Here is a 23,870-nt window from a genome sequence, read left to right on the forward strand (position 1 = left end):
CGCGCGCAACGGCGCGTATCGCGGCGGTAAAGAAAGGAACCTCGGAAGCGGGGCGGGGCTCACAGGTTTCAGCTTGTGTCCTTGCGTCATCGCCGTGGCAACTGCGGCGTTGAACACCCAGGCGGGTGCGCCGCTCATCACGGATGGCGCACCGTTCTTTCCGAGGAGCCTTTCAACATGAAGATCTCAATGCGCTTCGTTTCCGTCACCGCATCCGTGCTGGCCCTGGCCACGCTCACCGCCTGCGTGGCACCCGCACCGGTCTACCAGACCTCCCGCTATCCCTACCAGCCGCCGCCGCAGGCCGTGCCCTACCGCGAGGCCGCCTACGTCGAATACGGCCACGTGGCGAACATCGAGGTGCTGCGCAGCGAGACCGCCGGCACCGGCACCACCGGTGGCGGTGCCGTGGCCGGTGGCGTCATCGGCGGCGTGGTGGGCAACCAGTTCGGCCGCGGCAATGGCCGCGCGGCCGCCACCGCGCTGGGCGTGATCGGCGGCGCGCTGCTGGGCAACACCATCGAGGCGCAGCAGAACGGTCCGCGTGCCTACGAGAGCTATCGCATCTCGGTGCAGACCGACCGCGGCGGCTACCGTGCCTTCGACGTGCAGCACCCGGGCGACCTGCGCATCGGCGACCGCGTGCGCATCGACAACGGCCAGCTCTCGCGCATGTAAATCGGCATCGGCGCGTCGCGCCAGCCAAGGAAAAGCCGGGCAATGCCCGGCTTTGTCGTTGATGCGTCGAGGGACTCAGTGCAGCGTGTCGTTGCCCGGCGAGACCGGCTGCACCTTGAAGAAGGCCGTGCCCGCGGTGCCGCGGCCGATTTCTTCCTCGGTGGCTTCGCGCACCGAGCGCACGAGGATGTCGAGCCGGATCGCGATGCCCGCCAGCGGGTGGTTGCCGTCGAGCACGAGGTGCTCGGGGTAGATCTCGGACACCGTGTACATCGCATCCTTCGGGATGTTCTCGCTCACGCCCGCGGGCAGCGCGCTGCCCTCGAAGGTCATGCCCTCTTCGGTGCCCTCGGGGAAGAGGGCGCGCGGCTCGAGGAAGAGCAACTGGTCGTCGAAGTCGCCGAAGCCCTGTTCGGGCTCGACCTGCAGCTGGATGCGATCACCGGGCTCATGGCCCTGCAGGGCCGCCTCGATCACGTCGAACAGATCGTCGCCACCGATCAGGAATTCGACCGGTTCGTCGAGCACGTCCAGCACATCGCCGAGCGTGTCTTTCAGGGTCCAGGTCAGGCCGACCACGCATTGTTCAGAGATTTCCATTGCAGAATTCTCCCATGGAGATCACAACACCGCTGCCCCTGCTGGGCGGCCTGAGCGCCGCGCAGTTCATGCGCCGGCACTGGCAGAAGAAACCGCTGCTGGTGCGACAGGCGGTACCCGACATGGTGCCACCCATCGACCGCGCCGCGCTGTTCGCGCTGGCCGAACGCGAGGAGGTCGAGTCCCGGCTGATCCGCCACGGCAAGGCCGGCTGGAGCCTGAAGCACGGCCCGCTGCCGCGCCGCTCGCTGCCCTCGCTGAAGCAGGCCGCCTGGACGCTGCTGGTGCAGGGCGTCGACCTGCACCACGAGGGCAGCCATGCGCTGCTGCGGCAGTTCAGCTTCCTGCCCGACGCGCGGCTCGACGACCTGATGATCAGCTACGCGAGCGACGGCGGCGGCGTGGGCGCGCATTTCGACAGCTACGACGTGTTCCTGCTGCAGGCGCAGGGCCGGCGCCGCTGGTCCATCGGCAAGCAGGGCGACCTGCGGCTGCAGCCCGACGTGCCGCTCAAGATCCTCGAGCGCTTCGAGCCCGAGCAGAGCTTCGTGCTCGAGCCCGGCGACATGCTCTACCTGCCGCCGCGTTATGCGCACGACGGCGTGGCGGTCGGCGGCGACTGCATGACCTTTTCGATCGGGCTGCGCTCGCCCTCCGCGGGCGAGCTCGGCGCCGACCTGCTGGCGCGCATCGCGCAAGCCCATGCCGACGAGCTCGAGGACGCGGGCCCGTCGGCCGCCGTGCGCTACCGCGATCCCGCGCAACCCGCTGTCGAGGCGCCCGGTGCCATGCCCGCCGCGCTGCAGGCCTTCGCGCGCAAGGCGGTCGAGATGGCGCTGCGCGATCCCGACGCGATCGACCGCGCGCTCGGCGAATCGCTGACCGAGCCCAAGGCCAGCACCTGGTTCGACGAAGGCGGCGAGGCGCCCGACGCGCTGCATGCGGTGCGGCTGGACCGTCGCACGCGCATGCTCTACGACGCGCGCCATCTCTACATCAACGGCGAGAGCTTCCGCGCGGGCGGTGCCGATGCCACGCTGATGCGGCGCCTCGCCGACCGGCGCGCGCTCGGGCCGCGCGAGCTCGCGAAGGCCAGCGACGATGCGCTGTCGCTGCTGGCCGAATGGTGCGAGGCGGGCTGGCTGCATGCCGAGTGACACCTCGTTGCGGTCGCCGCTGCCCGAGGGCCGCTTCGACGGCCGCGAAGCGTTCGACGGGCTGCTGCGCGCCGCGCTCGCATCGGCCGCGCGGGAGGGTTGGAAGGAACTGATCCTCAGCGACCCCGACTTCGCCGACTGGCCGCTCGGCGAACGCGCGAGCATCGAGGCGCTGCAGGCCTGGTCGGCCAGCGGGCGCAGGCTGGTGCTGCTGGCCGAGCGCTTCGATGGCGTGGAGCGCCGGCATGCGAGCTTCGTCGGCTGGCGCCGCACCTGGGACCACATCGTCGAATGCCGTGCGCTGCGCGTGCCGCATGCGCAAGCCGGCAGCGGCGTGCCGAGCGCGTGGTGGACGCCCTCGTGGTTCCTGCATCGCATCGACATCGAGCATGGCCGCGGTCTCAGCGGCACCGATGCGCGCACGCGCAGCACGCTGCGCGAGTCGATCGAGGAATGCTGGCGCCAGGCTCGGTCCGCCTTTCCCGCGAGCACGCTGGGCTTGTAAGCCAATGCCGCGAATCCCGCGGCCAGACACAAGAGGGACAGCATGCGGGTCTAGAATTTTTTTCGTCCCTCAAGACCTTCATTGCCAAAGGAGCCTTTTCATGAAGAAGACAACGTCCGTCCTGCTCGCCTCGCTGCTCGCCGCTTCCGCCCTGGTGGCCTGCGGCAAGAAGGAGGATGCGGCGCCCGCCGTGACCACGCCGCCGCCCGCGCCCGTGACCGAGCCGGCTGCGCCGCCTGCCGCCGCACCTGCACCCGACGCCGGCGCCGCGTCTGCACCGGATGCGGGAGCCTCGGCACCGTCTGCCGGTGCATCGTCCTCGGCGCTCGACGCGGCCAATGCCGCGACCGAAGCCGCGAAGAAGGACGAAGCGCCGAGCAAGTAAGTCGTCGCCGCATACGAAGCAAAGCCGCCTCCAGGGCGGCTTTCTTCATGCGGCTTTCAATCGCCTTTCAACTCAGACGTCGAGCCAGGGCGATCCCTCGGCCGCGTTCGCGGTCAGCATCTCGGCCTCGTCGCCGCCCAGGGCCTGCGCCATCAGCCGGCGCACGATCTCGGGCCGGTTGTTCTGCTCGCTCAGGTGCGCCGCGACCACGTGGCGCAGCCCGTCGTGCAGCAGCGCACGCGCGATGTCCGCGGCGGCCTGGTTCGAGAGGTGGCCGTAGTTGCCGCCCACGCGCATCTTCAGGAAGGGCGGATAGGCCGAGTTGGCCAGCAGCTCGCTGTCGTGGTTGAACTCCAGCAGCAGCGAATGCGCGCCGGCCAGGCGTGCGAGCACGTGGGTGGTGGCATGGCCGAGGTCGGTCAGCACGCCGAGCGTGCGATGGCCGTCGGTGCAGCGCAGCTGCAGCGGCTCGCGCGCGTCGTGCGGCACGGTGAAGGGATGCACCGAGAGTTCGCCGACCGCGAAGTCCTCGTCGTCGCGCGCGAGGCGCAGTTGCCCTTCGAAGTCGCGCGCGCCCGTGGCCAGCCAGGTGCCTTCGCTCATCCAGACGGGAATGCGGTTGCGCCGCGAGAGGGTGTGAGCGCAGCCGATGTGGTCGCCGTGTTCGTGCGTGACGAAGACGGCATCGATGTCGCTCGCGGCGAGCCCGGCGCGGGCCAGCCGCTGATCGAGCTGGCGGATGCCGAAGCCGCAGTCGATCAGGAGCCGGGAGGTGCGGCCGCCGCTGGTCGCCTCGACCAGCGCGGCATTGCCCGTGCTGCCGCTGCCGAGGCTTCGGAAGCGGAGCATGGAACTTACTTCAGGTCGTCGGCGATGACCTTGACGATGCGCTCGGCATTGGCCGAGGTCTCGGGCGCGCCGGCCTCGTTCTGCACCGACACCGTGCTGCTCTCGCCCTGGCTCTTGACCAGGATGCGGAACTTGAGCGGTGCCTCGGTCTTGCTCGAGCTGAACAGCTTGCCGAAGAAGCCGGGCTCCTTCTTGTCGGGGTTCGGCGGCACGTAGCGCACGAAGTAGACGCCGGCGCTGCGGTCGCGGTCTTCGACGGTGAAGCCGGTGCGGTCGAGCGCGAGGCCGACGCGGCGCCATGCGCGGTCGAAGCCGTCGCTGAGCTGCACGATCGGCTGGCCGCCGACGTTGGACACGCGGGCAGTCTGCACCGGTGCCGCGGCGGCGGTGGCCGCGACCTGCTTGGCCTGTTCCTGCGAGACGCCGAGCTTGACCATCAGGCGGCGCAGGAATTCGGCCTCGAGTTCGGGGTCGGACGGACGCGGCTGCCAGACGGTCTGGTCCTGGCGCGTGTTGGTGTAGACCTCCTGCATGCCGCGATGGCTGATGTAGATCTCGGTGCCGGTGGGCGTGCGCTCCATGCGGGTGCGGAAGCGGTCGAGTTCGCCGGTGGAGTAGATCGAGTCGACCAGCTTGCCCAGCGTGCCGCGGATGATGTCCTGCGGCAGCTTGGCGCGGTTCTCGGCCCAGTCGGTTTCCATGATGCCGAGGTTGCGCTGCTCGGTGGTCAGCAGGAAGCCGCTTTCCTGCCAGAAGTCCTTGACCGGATCCCAGAGCTGGTCGGGCGAACGGTTGACGACCAGCCAGCGTTGCGAGCCGGTGCGCTCCAGGCGCACGTCACCGAGGTTGGAGACGGCGGTGGGCACACCCGGCGCGTTGGCAACGCCGGTCTGGTAGGCATTGGCGGTCACGGCGCCGCCGGGGATCGCGTAGCGGTTGTCGCGCGAGAGCTGCGACAGGTCGGGCGGCACTTCGAGCGTCGGGGCCTTGCCGGCGCTCTTGTAGTCGATCTTGTCGCTCTCGAGAACGGAGCAGGCGGCGAGGCTGGCGACGAGGGCCAGGAGTGCGAATCGCGAGAGGTACTTCAACGTCGTCTTCCTTGTTGGAATGGTTCGGTCAATCGATGGGCCGCTGTGCCCGCCCGTTCTGAGCTCGGTTCAGGCAAAAGGTTGCTTAACCTCGAACGCGGCAGGGTAAAAGAAGATCGTGGAGGGAATGTGGAGGGGCGAGGGCGCGCAGGCGCGCATCAGTCCTTGAGCAGCCCGGTCGCGCGCAGCGCGGCCTCGACCGCCGGACGGCTGGCCTCGGAAAGCTCGGTCAGCGGCAGCCGCAGCGCACCGCCGCAGAGGCCGAGGCGGGACATGGCCCACTTGAGCGGAATCGGATTGGGTTCGACGAACAGGTTGCGGTGCAGCGGCATCAGCTCGAACTGGATCTGCATCGCGCGCTTCACGTCGCCCGCGAGCGCGGCCACGCACAGCTCGTGCATCTTGCGCGGCGCCACGTTGGCCGTGACGCTGATGTTGCCCTTGCCGCCGCACAGCATGAGCGCCACGGCGGTCGGGTCGTCGCCCGAATAGACGGCGAAGCGCTCGGGCAGGTCGCGGATCAGCCACTGGGCGCGTTCGATGTTGCCGGTGGCTTCCTTGATGCCGATGATGCCGGGCACCTGGGCCAGGCGCAGCACGGTGTCGTGCGCCATATCGGCGACGGTGCGGCCGGGCACGTTGTACAGCACGGTGGGCAGGTCGCCCACGGCTTCGGCGATGGCCTTGAAGTGCTGGTACTGGCCCTCTTGCGTGGGCTTGTTGTAGTAGGGGACGACCTGGAGCTGGGAATTGGCGCCCACGCCCTTGGCGAACTTGGCGAGCTCGATCGCTTCCTTGGTCGAGTTGGCGCCGCAGCCGGCCATGACGGGCACGCGGCCCCGGGCCTGCTCGACCGACACGCGGATGATTTCGCAATGCTCTTCCACGTCGACCGTCGGCGATTCGCCGGTGGTGCCGACGACGCCGAGGCAGTCGGTGCCTTCGTCGATGTGCCAGTCGATCAGCCGGCGCAGCGCGGGATAGTCAACGCTGCCGTCGTCGTGCATCGGCGTGGCCAGCGCGACGATGCTGCCTGTGAGTTGCTCCAAGGGGGAATCTCTTTGTCGTGGACGAAAGCACGCATTCTAATAGCGCACCCCCTGCCCGCCACCCGGGCGGCCCCGGGTCCCGAGGGGGTGGTCAGGCGGCCTTCAGCGGATGGCGCGGCGGCAGGTCCGCCGCGGCGGCGGGCACCCGCACCGCCGCGATGCGCTGCACGAAGCGCGCCGGCTCGCTCAAGAAGCCGTCCTCGTAGGCCACCACGCGCAGCCCGTCGCAGGCAGCCAGCAGCTCGCCCGGGCGCAGCAGGAAGTCGGGCCGCGAGGGCTTGCCCACGCTCTCGTTGCCCGCCGCGAAGGTCTCGTAGAGCAGCACGCCGCCGGGCGCCACGGCCGCGACGATGTCGGGCAGCCGCGCCCGCCACAGGTAGTTGGTGACGACCACCGCGCCGAAGCCCTGGCCGGCGAAGGGCCAGGGGCCGTCCTCGATGTCGGCGGTGACGGCCGTGCCGAAGGCGGCCGCGGCCGCCGTGGCTTCGGCCGAGCGGTCGACGCCCGTGGCCGGGTGCCCCCGCTGCGCGAACCAGTGCATGTGGCGGCCGGCGCCGCAGGCCACGTCGAGCACGGTGGCGCCCGGCGCGAGCAGGTGGCTCCAGCGCACGATCCATTCCGAGGGCGCCGACAGGCCGTGGACCGGCGAAGGGGGATTGGTTACATCCTTCATGGCGCCTTGCGCCCGCCGGGCGCGCGATCGGTCAGAAGCACGACCAGATCTGGTCGACCAGCATCACCGCGAATTCGGGGTGGGTGTAGAGGCTGAACACGCCCGCCAGCGCCAGCGCCGCGGCGGCGAACCAGCCGGTGCGTGCGAGCCGTTGGTGCGAGAGGGGTGTCATGGCCGCCATTGTGATCCCGGCTCAGCCCGCGTATCAGCCCGCATGCGCGGCGGGCCGGCCCACCGGGCGCGCGATCGCGCTCTCGCGCACCGGCAGGTTGACCAGCGCCGCGAACACGCCGAGCGCGATCGCCAGATACCAGACCACGTCGTAGCTGCCCGTGGTGTCGTAGAGGTAGCCGCCGAGCCAGACGCCGAGGAAGGAGCCGACCTGGTGGCTCAGGAACACGAAGCCGCTGAGCATCGAGAGATGGGCCACGCCGAAGATGCCCGCCACGATCGCGTTGGTGGCCGGCACGGTCGAGAGCCAGAGGAAGCCCATCGCGGCCGAGAACAGGTAGACGCTCAGCGGCGAGGTCGGCACCACGAGGAACAGCGCGATGGACACCGCCCGCGCGAAGTAGATCGCGGCCAGGATCTTGCGCTTGGCCAGCTTCTGGCCCAGCAGTCCCACGGTGTAGGTGCCGAACACGTTGAACAGGCCGATCAGCGCCAGCGCGTAGCCGGCCACGTCGGCCGGCAGGCTCTTGTCGCGCAGGTAGGTCGGCATGTGGATGCCGATGAAGGCGAGCTGGAAGCCGCAGACGAAATAGCCGGCCATCAGCAGGCCGAAGCTCGGGTAGCGGAAGGCCTCGCCCACGGCCTGCAGCACCGACTGCTCGCGGTGCGCGGTCGCGGCCTCGCTCCGGGGCTCGCGCAGGCCGAAGGCCAGCGGCACGATCACCAGCACCAGCACGGCGACCACGGCCAGCGCGGTCTGCCAGCCGAACTGGCCGATCAGCCGGCCCTCGACCGGCGCCATCAGGAACTGGCCGAAGGAGCCGGCCGCGGCCGCCACCCCCATTGCCCACGAGCGCCGCTCGGCCGGGATCTGCCGCCCGATCACGCCGTAGATCACCGCGTAGGTGGTGCCGGCCTGGGCCGCGCCGATCAGCAGGCCGGCGCTCAGCGTGAACAGCAGCGGCGTCGGCGAATGCGCCATGCCCAGCAGGCCCAGCGCATAGAACACCGCGCCGCCGATCAGCACCCGGAACGCGCCGAAGCGGTCGGCCAGCATGCCCGCGAACACCCCGAAGATGCCCCACGAGAGGTTCTGTATCGCCAGCGCGAACGAGAAGGTCTGCCGGCTCCAGTCCTGCGCCTGCGTGATCGGCTGCAGCCAGAGCCCGAAGCCATGGCGGATGCCCATCGAGAGCGTGACGATCATGGCGCCGCAGAACAGCACCTGCCTGATCGAGAGGGTGGGAGTGGAAGGCGATTGCATGCGGCGACTGTAGCCAAGAGCCGGCTTTGGCATGCGCGCCGGCGGCGACAGCCATTGATGATTTATCGGCCGCCGATCGATGCGCGAATCGCATCAAAACCGCATCGGGCCACGCACCTGTATACGCATCCAGTCATTTCCCTGGCGACTGACTACAATCCGCCCCCATGGCGACTCCCCCCAAGACTCCAACCAGTTCCTCCGACGCCTCCGGCTACTCCGAAGGCTCGATCCGCGTGCTCAAGGGCCTCGAGCCCGTCAAGCAGCGCCCGGGCATGTACACCCGCACCGACAACCCGCTGCACATCATCCAGGAAGTGCTCGACAACGCGGCCGACGAAGCGCTCGCGGGCCACGGCAAGAAGATCAAGGTCACGCTGCACGCCGACGGCTCGGTCAGCATCGAGGACGACGGCCGCGGCATCCCGTTCGGCCTGCATCCCGAAGAGAAGGCGCCCGTGATCGAGCTGGTCTACACCCGGCTGCACGCGGGCGGCAAGTTCGACAAGGGCTCGGGCGGCGCCTACAGCTTCTCGGGCGGCCTGCATGGCGTGGGCGTGTCGGTGACCAATGCGCTGTCGAAGCGGCTCGAGGTGGCGACGCACCGCGAAGGCTCGGTGGCCAAGTTGACTTTCAGCGGCGGCGACGTGATCGAGCCGCTCGAGGTGCGCAGGCTCGAGGCCGGCGAGCGCAAGCAGGGCACCACGGTGCGCGCCTGGCCCGACGCCAGGTATTTCGAGTCCTCCGCGCTGCCCATGGCCGAGCTCACCCACCTGCTGCGCAGCAAGGCGGTGCTGATGCCCGGCGTGGGCGTCACGCTGGTCAACGAGAAGACCAAGGAAACGCAGCAGTGGCTCTACAAGGGCGGCCTGAGCGACTACCTGATGCAGACGCTCAACGGCGATCCGGTGATCCCGCTGTTCGAGGGCAGCGGCCATGCCGACAAGAACGCCGACAACTTCGCCGAGGGCGAGGGTGCCGACTGGGCCGTGGCCTTCACCGAGGACGGCCAGCCTGTGCGCGAGAGCTACGTCAACCTGATTCCCACCAGCGCCGGCGGCACGCACGAGAGCGGCCTGCGCGACGGCCTGTTCACGGCGGTCAAGGGCTTCATCGAGCTGCACTCGCTGCTGCCCAAGGGCGTGAAGCTCTTGCCCGAGGACGTGTTCGCGCGCGCCTCCTACGTGCTCAGCGCCAAGGTGCTCGATCCGCAGTTCCAGGGCCAGATCAAGGAGCGCCTGAATTCGCGCGACGCGGTGCGGCTGGTGTCGAGCTTCGTGCGCCCGGCGCTCGAGCTGTGGCTCAATCAGCACGTCGACTACGGCCGCAAGCTCGCCGAACTGGCGATCAAGGCCGCCCAGACGCGCCAGCGCGCGGGCCAGAAGGTCGAGAAGCGCAAGGGCTCGGGCGTGGCCGTGCTGCCCGGCAAGCTGACCGACTGCGAGAGCAAGGACATCGGCCACAACGAAGTCTTCCTGGTCGAGGGCGACTCGGCCGGCGGCAGCGCCAAGATGGGCCGCGACAAGGAAAGCCAGGCCATCCTGCCGCTGCGCGGCAAGGTGCTCAACACCTGGGAGGTCGAGCGCGACCGGCTGTTCGCCAACACCGAAATCCACGACATCTCGGTGGCCGTGGGCGTCGATCCGCATGGCCCCGACGACACGCCCGACCTCAGCGGCCTGCGCTACGGCAAGATCTGCATCCTTTCCGATGCCGACGTGGACGGCTCGCACATCCAGGTGCTGCTGCTCACGCTGTTCTTCCGCCACTTCCCCAAATTGATCGAAACCGGCCACGTGTATGTCGCGAAGCCGCCATTGTTCCGGGTCGACGCGCCCGCGCGCGGCAAGAAGCCGGCCTCCAAGGTCTATGCGCTCGACGAGGGCGAACTGACCGCCACGCTCGACAAACTGCGCAAGGACGGCGTGCGCGAAGGCGCCTGGAGCATCAGCCGCTTCAAGGGCTTGGGCGAAATGAGCGCGGAACAATTGTGGGAAACCACGCTCAATCCGGACACCCGGCGCCTGATGCAGGTCCAATTGGGCCGCTTCGACTTCAGCGCCACCCAGGGCGAGATCACCAAGCTCATGGGCAAGGGCGAAGCGGCGGCGCGGCGCGAACTGATGGAACTGCGCGCCGACGACGTCGACATCGATGTTTGATTCCACCCCGCATGTCCCTCCTCAAGCCTTCGCTGCTCCTGGCCTTCCTGCTGCTCGCGCTGCAGGGGCCGGCGCGCGCCGCTGACGTCTACGGCTACATCGACGCCAACGGCGTGGCGCACTTCGCGGCCGAGAAGGTCGACGAGCGCTACCAGGTGTTCTTCCGCGACGGCCAGAGCTTCGACACCACGCAGGGCATCTCGCCGCTCGGCCGCCTGGGCCGCGGCGATCGCAAGCTCGACGGCAAGGTGTCGCCGGCCTCGCAGACGCTGCTGGCCATGTTCGAGGCCTCGCCCAGCTACAAGATCGCCAAGAGCGCGCTGCGCGATGCCGCGAACAAGCACGCGATCGACTACGAACTGCTGCAGGCGCTGATCGCCACCGAGTCGGGCTTCGACGCCCAGGCCGTCTCGCCCAAGGGCGCGCGCGGGCTGATGCAGCTGATGCCCGGCACCGCGCAGCGCTACGGCGTGGCGGGCGACAAGCGCGCGAGCCTCGAGAAGAAGCTGTTCGATCCGCGCATCAACATCGCCGCCGGCTCGCACTACCTGCGCGACCTGATCGCGATGTTCCCGGGCCAGATCGAGCTGGCGCTGGCGGCCTACAACGCGGGCGAGGGCGCGGTGCAGCGCGCGGGCAACAAGATCCCGAACTACAAGGAAACGCAGAACTACGTGCAGACGGTGCTGCAGCTCTATGCCTACCTCAAGCCTTCGGTGGCCCGGGGCGGCGGCCTGCGCGGCGGCAAGACGCCGGGGCGCATCCGCATAGAGATGACGGTGCCCGCCGGCGGCGCGATCGGCCGCGGCAACATGCCCCCGGATGCGCCGCGCGGCCTGCCGTCGATGCCGGCCGTGCCCGAGTCGGCAGCGCCGCCCGCGGCCGATGCCGGCACCGGCGATCTCCCCGCTTCGCCGCTGTCGTGAGCACGGCGTCCCGCGAGCGAGCGCCTTCGCCCGCCCCGACCACCCCAAGAACGAGGAGACCGCGATGCAACGTCGAGATTTCGTCCTGGCCGGCGCCGCCGCGCTGAGCGGCGCCGCGCGCGCCCAGCATCCCGCCTCGCACGCGGCGCCGCAGCCCGTGCCGTCCTCGGCCGAGCCCTATGCGCGGCTGCAGGGCGGCGTGCCGCACCACATGACGCCCGAGCAGGAGTCGCAGCGCGTCACCGACAGCCCCGCGCCGCGCGGCCCGCAGGGGCGCTGGGCGGCACGCGCGGCGTTGCCGCTCCCGCGCAGCGAGATGGCCTGGGCCACGGCCGCGCAGGGCCGCATGCACGTGGTCGGCGGCTACGGCGAGGGCGCGGTCAACCGCGACTACCACCACATCTACGACCCGCAGGCCGACCGCTGGCTCGACGGCGCGCCGCTGCCGCGCGGCGCCAACCACGTCGCCGTGGCGGCCGACGGCGGCCGGGTCTACGCGCTCGGCGGCTTCGTCGAGCAGAACCGGCGCTCCGACACGAACGCCTACGTCTACGAGATCGCGGCCAACCGCTGGACCCCCATCGCGCCGCTGCCGCGTCCGCGCGGCGCGGCCGCCGCGGTGGTGCTCGACGGGCAGCTGCACCTGATCGGCGGCGCCTCCGAGCCCGCGGCCGAACGCGCCAGCGTGGGCTGGCACGAGGTCTACGACCCGAAGGCCGACCGCTGGAGCGCGCGCAAGCCGCTGCCCGGCGCGCGCGACCACGTGGGCTGCGTGGCGCACGGCGGCTTGATCCACGTGGTCGGCGGGCGCTTCAACACCTTCGAATACAACACCGACCTGCACCACGTCTACCTTCCCGCGCGCGACACCTGGGAGCCGCGTGCGCCGCTGCCCACCGCGCGCTCGGGCCATGGCCTGGTGGTCTATCGCGACCGCTTCTTCGCCATGGGCGGCGAGGGCGGTTTCCTCGTCGGCGGCGTGCCGCGCCAGGCCAAGGTCTTCGGCCAGATGGAAAGCTACGATCCGGTGGCCGACAGCTGGCAGCGCCATGCGCCCATGACCACGCCGCGCCACGCCGTCGGTACCGCCGTCATCGGCGACTGGATCTACGTGGCCGGCGGCGGTGCCGTGCTCGGCGGCTCGGTGCAGTCGGCGGTGCACGAGGCCTTCACGCTGGGCTGAGCGCCCCCGCAAGCCACCCCTTTTTTCGTTTTCTCACCCGCTCTTCCATGGACTCCCAACCCCCGCTCGATCTCCTGCCTCCCGGCGACGACAACAACGACGGCGGCGACGGCACCTCGCTCACGCTCGCCGACTATGCCCAGACCGCCTACCTCGAATACGCGCTGAGCGTGGTCAAGGGCCGCGCGCTGCCCGACGTGTCGGACGGCCAGAAGCCGGTGCAGCGGCGCATCCTCTATTCGATGTCGCGCATGGGCCTGGGCTTCGGCGGCACCAACGGCACCGTGGGCGCCAAGCCCGTGAAGAGCGCGCGCGTGGTCGGCGACGTGCTCGGCCGCTTCCATCCGCACAGCGACCAGGCCGCCTACGACGCGCTGGTGCGCATGGCGCAGGACTTCTCGCAGCGCTATCCGCTGGTCGACGGCCAGGGCAACTTCGGCAGCCGCGACGGCGACGGCGCCGCGGCCATGCGCTACACCGAGGCGCGCCTCGCGCGGATCACCAGCCTGCTGCTCGACGAGATCGACGAGGGCACGGTCGACTTCATCCCCAACTACGACGGCAGCACCGAGGAGCCGCGCCTCCTGCCCGCGCGGCTGCCGTTCACGCTGCTCAACGGCGCCAGCGGCATCGCGGTCGGCCTGGCCACCGAGATCCCGAGCCACAACCTGCGCGAGATCGCCGACGCCTGCGTGGCGCTGATCAAGTCGAACGGCAAGCTCAGCGAGGAAGAGCTGTTCGCCATCGTGCCCGGCCCCGACTATCCGGGCGGTGCGCAGATCATCAGCAGCGCGGGCGACATCGCCGATGCCTACCGCAGCGGCCGCGGCTCGCTCAAGGTGCGCGCGCGCTGGAAGATCGAGGATCTCGCGCGCGGCCAGTGGCAGCTGGTGGTCAACGAGCTGCCGCCGGGCGTGAGCACGCAGAAGGTGCTCGAGGAGATCGAGGAGATCACCAACCCTAAGGTCAAGGCCGGCAAGAAGGCGCTGAGCACCGAGCAGACCCAGGTCAAGGCCGCGATGCTCTCGGTGCTCGACGTGGTGCGCGACGAGTCGAGCAAGGACGCCGCCGTGCGCCTGGTGTTCGAGCCCAAGACCTCGCGCATCAGCCAGGAGGAGTTCATCACCACGCTGCTGGCGCAGACCTCGCTCGAGACCTCGTCGTCGATCAACCTCACGATGGTGGGCATCGACGGCAAGCCGACGCAGAAGTCGCTGCGACAGATGCTCGAGGAATGGATCGAGTTCCGCGCCGCCACGGTCGAGAAGCGCTCGAAGCACCGCCTGGGCAAGGTACAGGACCGCATCCACATCCTCGAGGGCCGGCAGCTGGTGCTGCTGAACATCGACGAGGTGATCGCCATCATCCGCGCGGCCGAGGATCCGAAGGCCGCGTTGATCGCGCGCTTCAACCTCAGCGAGGTGCAGGCCGAGGACATCCTCGAGATCCGGCTGCGCCAGCTCGCGCGGCTCGAAGCCATCAAGATCGAGCAGCAGCTCAAGGAACTGCGCGAGGAGCAGAAGAAGCTCGAGGAGATCCTCGGCAGCCCGGCCGCGCTGCGCCGCCTGCTGGTCAAGGAGATCGAGGCCGACGCCAAGACCTTCGAGGACCCGCGCCGCACGCTGATCCAGGCCGAGAAGCGCGCCGTGGCCGAGGTCAAGGTGGTCGACGAACCGGTCACGGTGATCGTCTCGCAGAAGGGCTGGGTGCGCGCGCAGAAGGGCTGGCCCACGGCCAACGGCGGTGCCGCGCCCGAGTACAGCTTCAAGTCGGGCGACTCGCTCTACGGCGCCTTCGAATGCCGCAGCGTCGACACGCTGCTGGTGTTCGGCAGCGCCAAGGACAAGAGCGTGCGCGTCTACACCGTGCCCGTGGCCTCGCTGCCGGGCGCGCGCGGCGACGGCCAGCCGGTCACCACGCTGATCGACCTCGATGCGGGCACGCATGTCACGCACTACTTCGCGGGCCCGGTCGCGGCCAGCCTGCTGCTGGCCAATTCGGGCGGCTACGGCTTCATCGCCACGGTCGAGAACATGATGTCGCGCCAGCGCGGCGGCAAGGCCTTCATCGACGTGGGCGAGGGCGAGCAGCTGTGCCGGCCCTCGCTGGTGGGCGGTGCCGGCGGCGCCGAGCCCATGCCCGCGGCCACGCACGTGGCCTGCGCCTCCACGGGCGGGCGCATCCTGACCTTCGAGATCGCCGAGCTCAAGAGCCTGCCCAAAGGCGGCCGCGGCCTCACGCTGATCGACCTCGAACCCAAGGACACCCTCGCGGGTGCCGCGGCCTACACGCGCAGCGTGAGGATCGAAGGCATCGGCCGCGGCGGCAAGGAGCGCGACGAGACGCTCGAGATCCGCACCCTGAACAACGCGCGCGGCACCCGCGCGCGCAAGGGCAAGGCGGCCGACCTGGGCTTCAAGCCGGCCAGCATCGTGCGGGTGCTCTGATGGGCGGCCTCGACATCAGCACCATCGGCTTCGTCATCGCGGTCGTGACCGGCATCGGGAGCTTTCTCGTGGGCCGGCACTTCCGCGGCAAGCGCGCCGAGAAGAAGCGCGCGAAGGACCGCGTGGCGGCGCAGGCGCTCGAGACGCGTCAGCAGCGCCGCGCGCGCGAGCGGCGCGAGCGCGGCTAGGAAGTCGCTACTTCAGGCCTTCCCACCAGCGCACGTTGGTGCGCGCCTGGCCCACCGTCAGCACCTCGCCGATCACCGGCGTGGCCAGCTCGATCTTGCGCTCCTGCGTGAGCTTCGCGATGCGGTCCAGCGGGTCGTGCCAGGTGTGGAAGGCGAGGTCGAAGGTGCTGTTGTGCACCGAGTACAGCACCTTGCCGCGCAGGTCCTCGAAGGCCTGCACGCTCTGCTCGGGCGTCATGTGGACCGCGGGCCAGTAGGCGTCGTAGGCGCCGTTCTCCATCAGCGCGAGGTCGAAGCCGCCGAAGCGCTCGCCGATCTGCCTGAAGCCCGGGAAGTAGCCCGAGTCGCCGCTGTAGAAGATGCGCTGCTCGCCGCTTTGCACCACCCACGAGGCCCACAGCGTGCGGCCGCGGTCGGTCAGCGAGCGGCCCGAGAAGTGCTGCGCCGGCGTGGCCGTGAGCTTCACGCCGTCGTGCTCGCCGGCCTGCCACCAGTCGAACTCGCTGATGCGCTCGGGCGGCACGCCCATCGCCACCAGCCGCGCCTTCACGCCCAGCGGCACGAAGTAGCGTTGCACCCGTTTCGCGAGGTACTCGATGGTGTAGACGTCGAGGTGGTCGTAGTGGTCGTGCGAGAGGATCAGGCCCTCGATCGGCGGCAGGTCCTGCAGCGCGATCGGCGGCTGATGAAAGCGCTTGGGCCCCGCGAACGAGAACGGCGACACGCGCTCGCCGAACACCGGGTCGATCAGCCAGTACTTGCCGCGCAGCTTCAGCAGGTGCGAGGAATGGCCCAGGCGCACCACGTGGTTGGCCTGGGCGTCGAGCGCTTCGAGCGCGGCCGGCGTCAGCGGCTTCACGGGGATCGCGTCGGTGGGCTCCGAGTCGGTCTTGGTCTCGAAGAAGAAACGGGTCCAGATCTTCCAGCCGCTCTGGTTGGGCAGCACGTCGGGGTTGTCCATGTTCTGGAAGGTGCAGCCCTTGAACTGCGGCGAGGCGTCGTAGCGGGCCTCGCAGCCGCTGTTGCTGCTGCAGCCGGCCAGCAGCGCGCAGGCGGCCGCGAAGGCGGCGGCGGCGCGTCGGCGCAGGCGCTGCGGGAGAGAAGGAGCGGTGGCGTCGGTCATGGCGGTGTTGTGTGGTTCTGCGGGCGGCGCGAGCTTAGCGGCGGGTGCGCGGGCAATGGTTTCAACGCCAGAAACATTCGCCGGGCAGGGGCATTGGCGCGTCCTGTGCGATCCTTCGGCCCTGCCGTCCCGCGCACCAGAAAGGGTTCCCATGACTCTCGCCGTCCTCGTCATCGACATGCAGCGCGGCCTCGTCGACGACGCCCCGCGTCCGCACGAAGCCGCCGCGGTGATCGAGCGCATCAACGCGCTCACCGAGCGTGCCCGCGCGGCCGGCGTGCCGGTGGCCTTCATCCAGCACGAGAACGAGATCGACCTCGCGTTCGACTCCGAGCGCTGGCAACTCGCCGGCGCGCTCGACACCGACACGCGCGACGCGCGGCTGCGCAAGACCACGCCCGATTCCTTCCTGCGCACGCCGCTCGATGCCTGGCTCTCGGAGCGCGGCGTGAAGCGCGTGGTGGTCTGCGGCTATTCGTCGGAGTTCTGCGTCGACACCACGGTGCGCCGCGCGGCCGGGCTGGGCTACGAGGTGACGCTCGCGGCCGACGCCCACACCTCGCACGACAAGCCGCATGCCACGGGCGCGCGGATCCGCGCGCACCACAACGCCACGCTCGCGGACATCACGAGCTTCGGCGTGCCGATCCGCGCGGTCGACAGCGCCGATGTGTCCTTCGACGGCTGAAAGGAAAGCGGACAGCCGGACGCAGAGGACGCGAAGGTTACGCGAAGGGCGCGAAAGAATTCAAAAAGTTCTTCTGGTTTCCTTTCGCGTTCTTCGCGAATTCTTCGCGTCCTCTGCGTCCGGAAGTTCGGCTGTCCGATCCCGCTTTCAGTCCGCCCCCGGCCGCCACACCCGCACCAGCGCCCCGAGCTTCTCCCGGAAGCTCATGCGGTCGTTCGACAGCACGTCGATGAAGTCCGACAGCCGCTGCGACTTGACCATGGTGTAGACCGTGAGCCAGGTCGTGAACACCAGCACCACGCCGAACCAGACCGCCTTGCGCCACAGCGGCGCCTCGGCTTCGGCCAGCAGGTTCATGCCGAGGAAGCCGGTGGTGATGGTGCCGATCAGCCCGAACAGCGTCACGACCGTGAGCCGCACCACGGTGTTGGCCTGGCGCCGCAGGCTGTCGGCGTCGAGGTAGGTGTTCATGTCGGCGATGCGCTCCTTGACCTCGTCGTAGAGCGGATCGAGCCCGAGGTGGGTGGCGCACAGGTGCGACAGCGCGCGCACCTGCGCCTGTTCCGAGATCTCGTGGAACCAGTAGCGGTGCGTGAAGCGCAGGAAGCGTTCGAAGCTGGCGCGGATCGCGCGCTTGAAGCGCTTCACGCTCGGCGTGCTGCGGATGTCCAGGCGCTTGAGCGCCTCCACCAGCTGGTCCGAGAACATCAGCAGCGAGGCCTTCTGGAAGTGCGCGATCAGGAACAGCAGGAAGTGCTGGTGGCGGAACTGCGCGAGCACGCCGCGGTCGCGGCAGCAGAAGAACTCGGAGCGCGCATCGCCCACCACGATCAGCGCATGGCCGTTGCACAGGTAGCGCGTGTTGGGGGCCGCGCCGGCATCGACCCAGAAGCGGTCGTAGCAGTAGCGGCTCTCGAAGTCGGCCAGGTGGTGGTCGGCATAGGGCAGGTGGCCCTGGCGTCCCGCGAGCGCCGCCTCGGCCTCGCCCGCGCCCGTGACCAGCCCGAGGCGGACGAAGTCGTTGCGCGTGAGCCGCTTCGGATCGTCGAGCGACAGGTAGGCCATCACCGGCATGCGGTAGTACTCGATCTGCCGGTAGCGCAGCGCGCCCTGGTCCTCCGAATGGTCGCTCACCAGCGGCTGCATCAGGTAGGCCCAGTGGGCGGCGATGCGCGGCGCGCGGTGCTGCGCCACGTGCGAGATGAAGGCCTCGCTGTGCTGCGCGTCGGAGCTGGCGAGCACGCGGCCGTCGGCCGCCAGCCATTCGACGCTGGCCATGCAGTGCAGCGCGCCGCCCTCGGCATCCCAGCCCGCGGGATAGGCGCGGCCGAAGCGGTAGAGCAGCTCCTGCGCCTGCGCCAGGCTCAGGTCGTTCACGCCGACCTCGAGGTTCAGCAGCACCACGTCGACGTCGAAGAAGAAGTAGAGGTCGCAGTGCACCACCTCGAGCGTGATCGGTGCCTCGCCGGCGCGCGTGACCACGCGCACCGCGGCGATGTCGTGGCGGCGGAAGATGCGCATCGGCGAATCGCCGTCGCTGCTGGAGTCGGGTCCGCCGGCCTGCGCGCGCGAGCGGCCCTCGCCGTAGAGGAAGCGCTGCACATAGGGCAGGAAGCTCACGAACTCGTTGTAGTGGCGCTGGTGGAAGCGGCTGCTGTCGCCGGTGTATTCGTCGATCTCCTCGCGCCACGGCGAGGCCTCGCCCATCTCGCGCAGCAGGTGCCACGGCGCCTGGTGCGCGGACTTCGCATCGCGCGCCGGCATCAGCCGCACGGGCCACAGCAGGGCCTGGCGCAGGTGCTTCACGGCGGGGGCATGGGCGGAGGTCTCGGCGAGCGTGGCGCCGGGGTCTTCGGCCATGTCGTCCAGCTGCGCGGTCGTGGGGTCGGCCAGGGGTGTGAGCATCGCGGAAGTGTAGGCAGCGGCCCCCCGCAAAGACCGACTAGGGTAATCCCTTGGTCATCGTGAAACCGGTTTCATATAAGCTGCAAGCATTGCTTTTCCACTGTGCGCGTGCACCCGCGCCGCAGCCGGACCATGAACTACCAGTTTCAATTCGACGCCGTCTTCGCCGCCTGGCCGCTGCTGCTCAAGGGCACGTGGATCACCGTCCAGCTGTCGCTGGTCGCCACCGTGCTCGGGCTGGTGGTGGCCATCTTCTGCGCCTGGGGCAAGACCTCGGGGCCGGGCTGGCTGCGCTTCGTGATCAACGCCTACATCGAGGTGATCCGCAACACGCCGTTCCTGGTGCAGCTGTTCTTCTTCTTTTTCGCGCTGCCGGCCATCGGCCTGCGCTGGTCGCCGCAGACGGCCGCGCTGGTGGCGATGGTGGTGAACCTCGGCGCCTACGCCACCGAGATCATCCGCGCCGGCATCGAATCCATTCCCAAGGGCCAGATCGAGGCGGGCCGCGCGCTCAACCTCAAGTCCTGGGAGATCTTCCGCTTCATCATCATCAAGCCCGCGCTCAAGGCCATCTACCCGGCGCTCACCAGCCAGTTCATCCTGCTGATGCTGAGCTCGGCGGTGGTCTCGGTGATCTCGGCCGACGACCTGACCTCGGTGGCCGCCAACCTGCAGTCGCAGACCTTCCGCAGCTTCGAGATCTACATCGTGGTCGCGGCCATCTACCTCGCGCTGGCGCTCGCCTTCTCGGCGATGTTCAAGCTGATCTACAAGCGCACGCTCAACTACCCGGACCGCCGGTAAGCGTCGACCGACGGAGACCACCACACCATGCGCACCTTCGGCTTTCCCGAATTCCTGTTCATCCTCGAAGCGGCCCAATGGACGCTCGCGCTGTCGGCCATCGCCTTCGTGGGCGGCGCGATCCTGGGGCTCGCGATCGCGCTCATGCGCACGTCCGAATCGGCGTGGGCACGCGGCGTCTCGACCACTTTCATCCAGATCTTCCAGGGCACGCCGCTCTTGCTGCAGCTGTTCCTGGTGTTCTTCGGCGCGCCGGTGCTGGGGCTGGACATCAACCCCTGGGTCGCCGCGGGCGTGGCGCTGGTGCTCAACAGCGCGGCCTTCCTCGGCGAGATCTGGCGCGGCTGCATCGAGGCCATTCCGCGCGGCCAGTGGGAGGCGGCGCAGGCGCTGAGCCTGAGCTACAGCGCGCGCATGCGCGACGTGGTGCTGCCGCAGGCCTTCAGGATCGCGCTCGCGCCTACCGTGGGCTACCTGGTGCAGATCATCAAGGGCACCTCGCTTGCGGCCATCATCGGCTTCGTCGAGGTCACGCGCGCCGGCCAGATCGTCAACAACGCCACCTTCCAGCCGCTCATCGTGTTCTCGGTGGTGGCCGCCATCTACTTCGTCATCTGCTGGCCGCTGTCGCTTTTGGCCGCGCGCATGGAGCGCAAGCGCGCACGCGCGCTGGCCCGCTGATTTCCCGTTCGCTTTCGTTTTTTCCGTCGCTTCCTTTCTTTTTCAGGAGACACATCCCATGACCCGCACCACCACCCGCCGCGCAGCGATCGCAGCCCTCGGCCTCGGCGCCGCCCTCACCGTGTTCGCCCCCTTCGCCTCGGCGCAGAGCGTGGCCGACATCAAGAAGAAGGGCGAGATCACCATCGGCATGCTGGTCGACTTCCCGCCCTACGGCACCACCGACGCGAAGAACCAGCCCGACGGCTATGACGCCGACGTGGCCAAGCTCCTGGCCAAGGACTGGGGCGTGAAGGCCAACATCGTGCCGGTGACCGGCCCGAACCGCATTCCCTTCCTGCTGACCAACAAGGTCGACCTGCTGGTCGCCTCGCTGGCCATCACGCCCGAGCGCGCGAAGCAGGTGCAGTTCTCGCAGCCCTACGCGGCCGCCACCATCGTGCTGTACGGCGCGACCAAGACCCCGATCAAGGCCGCCGGCGACCTCAAGGGCCTGCGCGTGGGCGTGGCCCGTGCCTCGACCCAGGACGTGGCCGTGACCAAGGCCGCGCCCGAAGGCACCGAGATCCGCCGCTTCGACGACGACGCCTCGGCCATGCAGGCGCTGATCTCGGGCCAGGTCGACGCCATCGGCTGCTCGGTGACCGTGGCCGCCCAGATCGCCAAGCGCGTGCCCGCCGGCACCTACGAAAACAAGTTCACGCTGGTGCAGCAGTCGATGGGCATCGCGCTGCGCCCGGGCCAGGACGAGCTGACCAAGGCCGTCAACGACTTCGTGGCGAAGAACACCGCCAACGGCGAGCTCAACAAGCTCTACCAGAAGTGGCTGCAGGCCGACCTGCCGAAGATGCAGTAAGCCGGGAGCGGAACACCCCATGACCGACCCCATCATCCGCATGGAAGCCGTCAACAAGTGGTACGGCGACTTCCAGGTGCTGACCGGCATCGACCTCAGCGTGCGTGCGGGCGAGCGCATCGTGATCTGCGGGCCCTCGGGCTCGGGCAAGTCGACGCTGATCCGCTGCATCAACCGGCTCGAGACGGTGCAGAAGGGCCGCATCGAGGTCGACGGCATCGAGCTCACGGCCGGCGGCAAGAACGTCGACGCGGTGCGGGCCGAGGTCGGCATGGTGTTCCAGCAGTTCAACCTGTTCCCGCACCTCACGATCCTGCAGAACTGCACGCTGGCGCCGATGCGCTCGCGCGGCATGACGCAGGCGCAGGCCGAGGAGGTGGCGATGAAGTACCTCACGCGCGTGCGCATTCCCGAGCAGGCCAACAAGTACCCGAGCCAGCTCTCGGGCGGCCAGCAGCAGCGCGTGGCCATCGCGCGCGCGCTGTGCATGACGCCCAAGATCATGCTGTTCGACGAGCCCACCTCCGCGCTCGACCCCGAGATGGTCAAGGAAGTGCTCGACACCATGATCGGCCTGGCCGAGGACGGCATGACCATGCTGTGCGTGACGCACGAGATGGGCTTCGCGCGCAGCGTGGCCGACCGCGTGATCTTCATGGCCGAGGGCAGGATCGTGGAGCAGGCGCCGCCCGAGGAGTTCTTCGGCAACCCCCAGAACGAGAAGACCCGGCAGTTCCTGGGCCAGATCCTCAGCTCGCATCAGGCCCACTGATGTCCTTCGAGGTCCTGATTTCCCTGTCCTCCTTCGGCGCGGCCGAGGTGGGACGCCATGGCCAGCTCTGGTGCTCGCAGCTGTCGAAGCGCGCGGGCGCCGATTCGGTGGAGGTGCGCGGCGAGATGCTGCGCGACGCCGAGGCCGAACTGCCTGCGCTCAACGGCCTGGCCTCGGTCTACTCCAGTCCCGAGGGCCTGTGGGCCCAGGGCGGCTGGCTCGACAGCGCCGCGCTCAAGCGCGGCATCGCGGCCGCCACGCGCGTGGGTGCGAAGCGGCTGAAGATGTCGATCGGCGACTTCCAGCCGTCCTCGCACGGCTCGCTCTGGGGCCTCAAGGTCGAGCTGGCCGAGACCCGCGTCGAGCTCGTGATCGAGAACGACCAGAGCGTGCGCGCCGGCACCGTGCCCGCGCTGCAGGCCTTCTTCGAAGCCGCCGATCGCGCGGGCGTGTCGCTGGGCATGACCTTCGACATGGGCAACTGGCACTGGGTCGGCGAATGCCCGCTGCAGGCCGCGCAGGCGCTCGGCCAGCGCGTGCGCTACGTGCACTGCAAGGGCGCGCAGCGCCTGCCGCACAAGTGGGCGGCGGTGCCGCTGGGCGACTCGGTGGCACCCTGGCGCGCCGTGCTGCGCGCGCTGCCGGCCGACGTGCCGCATGCCATCGAATACCCGCTCGTGGGCGACGACCTCGAGGCCGTCGTCCGCACGCAGATCGACTTCATCCGCGCCGCGCGCGCGTAGCGAAACCACTCACACCGATGACAGAACCCACCGCCTTCGACGTCGCCCTGTTCGGCGAGGCCATGCTGCTGCTCGTGGCCGATCGGCCGGGGCCGATCGAGGATGCGCAGTCCTTCCACAAGCGCACCGCCGGCGCCGAGACCAACGTGGCCATCGGCCTGTCGCGCCTGGGCCTGAAGGTGGGCTGGGCCAGCCGGCTCGGCACCGACTCGATGGGCCGCGCGCTGCTCAACGCGATGCGCGCCGAGGGCATCGACTGTTCGCACGTGATCGCCGATGCCGCGCAGCGCACCGGCTTCCAGTTCAAGGGCCGCGTCACCGACGGCAGCGACCCGCCGATCGAATACCACCGCAAGGGCTCGGCCGCGAGCCGCATGGGCCCGGCCGACATCGACGAGCCCTGGCTGCGCTCGGCGCGCCACCTGCACGCCACCGGCGTGTTCGCGGCCATCTCCGAGACCAGCCTGCAGGCCGCGCTGCGTTCGATGGACGTGATGCGCGCCGCGGGCCGCACCATCTCCTTCGACACCAACCTGCGCCCGACGCTGTGGTCCTCGAAGGAGACCATGCGCCACTGGATCAACGAGCTGGCCGCGCGCGCCGACTGGGTGCTGCCCGGCATCGAGGAGGGCCTGCTGCTCACCGGCCACGACCGGCCCGAGGACGTGGCGCGCTTCTACCGCGAGCGCGGCGCGAAGCTGGTGGTGGTCAAGCTCGGCGCCGAGGGCGCCTACTACGACAGCGACGTGGCCGGCACCGGCCGCGTCGCGGGCGTCCCCGTGAAGGAAGTGATCGACACCGTGGGCGCGGGCGACGGCTTCGCGGCCGGCGTGGTCAGCGCGCTGCTCGAGGGCCGCAGCGTGCCCGAGGCGGTGCGGCGCGGCGCCTGGATCGGCGCGCGCGCGGTGCAGGTGCTCGGCGACACCGAGGGCCTGCCGACGCGGGCCGAACTCGAAGCGGCGGGGCTGTGAAC

25 protein-coding genes are annotated in these 23,870 nt (G+C 69.5%); 16 read left to right on the plus strand and 9 right to left on the minus strand.

Translation table 11 applies throughout. From position 1 onward, the window contains the following. Positions 1–177: 177 nt before the first annotated feature. The gene (locus ACEN9J_RS00385) at positions 178–678 is read left to right on the plus strand and encodes a glycine zipper 2TM domain-containing protein (protein WP_057595940.1); all 501 of its coding nucleotides are present in this window, start codon (positions 178–180) and stop codon (positions 676–678) included. A 75-nt stretch (positions 679–753) separates the two neighbouring features. Here ACEN9J_RS00385 and ACEN9J_RS00390 read toward each other — a convergent pair whose 3' ends face one another. Continuing rightward, positions 754–1,278 (minus strand): FKBP-type peptidyl-prolyl cis-trans isomerase, encoded by a 525-nt coding sequence (locus tag ACEN9J_RS00390; RefSeq protein WP_057595941.1) that lies wholly within the window; start codon positions 1,276–1,278, stop codon positions 754–756. A gap of 14 nt (positions 1,279–1,292) precedes the next feature. On the opposite strand from ACEN9J_RS00390, the gene ACEN9J_RS00395 reads away from it, so the two are divergent. The 3 genes from ACEN9J_RS00395 (at position 1,293) to ACEN9J_RS00405 (ending at position 3,325) form a co-directional block, all read left to right on the plus strand. Beyond that, positions 1,293–2,435, plus strand: coding sequence for a JmjC domain-containing protein (locus tag ACEN9J_RS00395; RefSeq protein WP_413762975.1), 1,143 nt, complete (start codon positions 1,293–1,295; stop codon positions 2,433–2,435). Then, positions 2,425–2,940: a hypothetical protein gene (locus ACEN9J_RS00400; RefSeq protein WP_413762976.1), complete on the plus strand. Its 516-nt coding sequence runs from the start codon at positions 2,425–2,427 to the stop codon at positions 2,938–2,940. Before ACEN9J_RS00395 ends, ACEN9J_RS00400 begins: the two co-directional genes overlap by 11 nt. A 100-nt stretch (positions 2,941–3,040) precedes the next feature. After that, positions 3,041–3,325, plus strand: a complete 285-nt coding sequence (locus tag ACEN9J_RS00405; RefSeq protein ID WP_413762977.1) for a hypothetical protein — start codon at positions 3,041–3,043, stop codon at positions 3,323–3,325. 72 nt (positions 3,326–3,397) lie between these two features. Here the strand turns inward: ACEN9J_RS00405 and ACEN9J_RS00410 are convergent, their stop codons facing one another. From ACEN9J_RS00410 to ACEN9J_RS00435, 6 genes are all read right to left on the minus strand, one after another. After that, entirely contained in the window at positions 3,398–4,174 is a 777-nt protein-coding gene (locus ACEN9J_RS00410; RefSeq protein ID WP_057595396.1) for an MBL fold metallo-hydrolase, read from the minus strand. 5 nt (positions 4,175–4,179) lie between these two features. Beyond that, positions 4,180–5,262: an outer membrane protein assembly factor BamC gene (gene bamC / locus ACEN9J_RS00415; protein WP_057595395.1), complete on the minus strand. Its 1,083-nt coding sequence runs from the start codon at positions 5,260–5,262 to the stop codon at positions 4,180–4,182. Positions 5,263–5,420: 158 nt separating this feature from the next. Beyond that, on the minus strand, positions 5,421–6,311 hold the full coding sequence (gene dapA / locus ACEN9J_RS00420; RefSeq protein WP_082322177.1) for a 4-hydroxy-tetrahydrodipicolinate synthase: 891 nt from the start codon (positions 6,309–6,311) through the stop codon (positions 5,421–5,423). Between the two features lie 91 nt (positions 6,312–6,402). Then, complete coding sequence (locus tag ACEN9J_RS00425; RefSeq protein WP_057595394.1) at positions 6,403–6,984, minus strand: class I SAM-dependent methyltransferase; 582 nt, start codon at positions 6,982–6,984, stop codon at positions 6,403–6,405. 31 nt (positions 6,985–7,015) lie between these two features. After that, the gene (locus ACEN9J_RS00430; protein WP_413762978.1) at positions 7,016–7,156 is read right to left on the minus strand and encodes a hypothetical protein; all 141 of its coding nucleotides are present in this window, start codon (positions 7,154–7,156) and stop codon (positions 7,016–7,018) included. A gap of 33 nt (positions 7,157–7,189) precedes the next feature. Further along, on the minus strand, positions 7,190–8,419 hold the full coding sequence (locus tag ACEN9J_RS00435; protein ID WP_057595393.1) for an MFS transporter: 1,230 nt from the start codon (positions 8,417–8,419) through the stop codon (positions 7,190–7,192). Positions 8,420–8,586: 167 nt separating this feature from the next. On the opposite strand from ACEN9J_RS00435, the gene ACEN9J_RS00440 reads away from it, so the two are divergent. From ACEN9J_RS00440 to ACEN9J_RS00460, 5 genes are all read left to right on the plus strand, one after another. Further along, positions 8,587–10,581, plus strand: coding sequence for a DNA topoisomerase IV subunit B (locus ACEN9J_RS00440; RefSeq protein WP_057595390.1), 1,995 nt, complete (start codon positions 8,587–8,589; stop codon positions 10,579–10,581). Between the two features lie 11 nt (positions 10,582–10,592). Continuing rightward, complete coding sequence (locus ACEN9J_RS00445; protein WP_413762979.1) at positions 10,593–11,507, plus strand: lytic transglycosylase domain-containing protein; 915 nt, start codon at positions 10,593–10,595, stop codon at positions 11,505–11,507. Positions 11,508–11,571: 64 nt separating this feature from the next. Next, positions 11,572–12,690, plus strand: a complete 1,119-nt coding sequence (locus ACEN9J_RS00450) for a Kelch repeat-containing protein (protein ID WP_413762980.1) — start codon at positions 11,572–11,574, stop codon at positions 12,688–12,690. A gap of 47 nt (positions 12,691–12,737) precedes the next feature. Next, positions 12,738–15,137 (plus strand): DNA topoisomerase IV subunit A, encoded by a 2,400-nt coding sequence (parC, locus tag ACEN9J_RS00455; RefSeq protein WP_057595387.1) that lies wholly within the window; start codon positions 12,738–12,740, stop codon positions 15,135–15,137. After that, entirely contained in the window at positions 15,137–15,325 is a 189-nt protein-coding gene (locus tag ACEN9J_RS00460; RefSeq protein WP_057595386.1) for a hypothetical protein, read from the plus strand. Before parC ends, ACEN9J_RS00460 begins: the two co-directional genes overlap by 1 nt. Positions 15,326–15,332: 7 nt before the next feature. Here ACEN9J_RS00460 and ACEN9J_RS00465 read toward each other — a convergent pair whose 3' ends face one another. Next, positions 15,333–16,448, minus strand: a complete 1,116-nt coding sequence (locus ACEN9J_RS00465; RefSeq protein ID WP_413762981.1) for an MBL fold metallo-hydrolase — start codon at positions 16,446–16,448, stop codon at positions 15,333–15,335. 151 nt (positions 16,449–16,599) lie between these two features. Between ACEN9J_RS00465 and ACEN9J_RS00470 the strand changes: the two genes are divergently transcribed. After that, positions 16,600–17,136, plus strand: a complete 537-nt coding sequence (locus ACEN9J_RS00470) for a cysteine hydrolase family protein (RefSeq protein WP_057595384.1) — start codon at positions 16,600–16,602, stop codon at positions 17,134–17,136. 147 nt (positions 17,137–17,283) lie between these two features. Here the strand turns inward: ACEN9J_RS00470 and ACEN9J_RS00475 are convergent, their stop codons facing one another. Further along, positions 17,284–18,996, minus strand: coding sequence for a hypothetical protein (locus ACEN9J_RS00475; RefSeq protein WP_413764651.1), 1,713 nt, complete (start codon positions 18,994–18,996; stop codon positions 17,284–17,286). Between the two features lie 177 nt (positions 18,997–19,173). Here ACEN9J_RS00475 and ACEN9J_RS00480 point away from each other — a divergent pair, with 177 nt between their 5' ends. Genes ACEN9J_RS00480 through ACEN9J_RS00505 form a run of 6 tightly spaced genes read left to right on the plus strand, consistent with a single transcriptional unit; the run spans position 19,174 to position 23,868 of the window. Further along, a complete protein-coding gene (locus tag ACEN9J_RS00480) occupies positions 19,174–19,845 on the plus strand; it encodes an amino acid ABC transporter permease (RefSeq protein ID WP_057595383.1) in 672 nt (223 codons plus the stop codon). 27 nt (positions 19,846–19,872) lie between these two features. Continuing rightward, positions 19,873–20,526, plus strand: coding sequence for an amino acid ABC transporter permease (locus ACEN9J_RS00485; protein WP_209543327.1), 654 nt, complete (start codon positions 19,873–19,875; stop codon positions 20,524–20,526). A gap of 58 nt (positions 20,527–20,584) precedes the next feature. Continuing rightward, positions 20,585–21,382 (plus strand): transporter substrate-binding domain-containing protein, encoded by a 798-nt coding sequence (locus ACEN9J_RS00490; RefSeq protein ID WP_093354693.1) that lies wholly within the window; start codon positions 20,585–20,587, stop codon positions 21,380–21,382. 19 nt (positions 21,383–21,401) lie between these two features. Continuing rightward, positions 21,402–22,154, plus strand: coding sequence for an amino acid ABC transporter ATP-binding protein (locus tag ACEN9J_RS00495; RefSeq protein WP_413762982.1), 753 nt, complete (start codon positions 21,402–21,404; stop codon positions 22,152–22,154). Continuing rightward, the gene (locus tag ACEN9J_RS00500; protein ID WP_413762983.1) at positions 22,154–22,897 is read left to right on the plus strand and encodes a sugar phosphate isomerase/epimerase family protein; all 744 of its coding nucleotides are present in this window, start codon (positions 22,154–22,156) and stop codon (positions 22,895–22,897) included. The genes ACEN9J_RS00495 and ACEN9J_RS00500 overlap by 1 nt, the downstream gene beginning before the upstream one ends. A 17-nt stretch (positions 22,898–22,914) precedes the next feature. Next, entirely contained in the window at positions 22,915–23,868 is a 954-nt protein-coding gene (locus ACEN9J_RS00505) for a sugar kinase (RefSeq protein ID WP_413762984.1), read from the plus strand. Positions 23,869–23,870 lie beyond the last annotated feature (2 nt).

It is taken from the genome of Variovorax sp. Varisp41 (genome assembly GCF_047325085.1).
In the GTDB taxonomy this organism is placed as follows: domain Bacteria; phylum Pseudomonadota; class Gammaproteobacteria; order Burkholderiales; family Burkholderiaceae_C; genus Variovorax.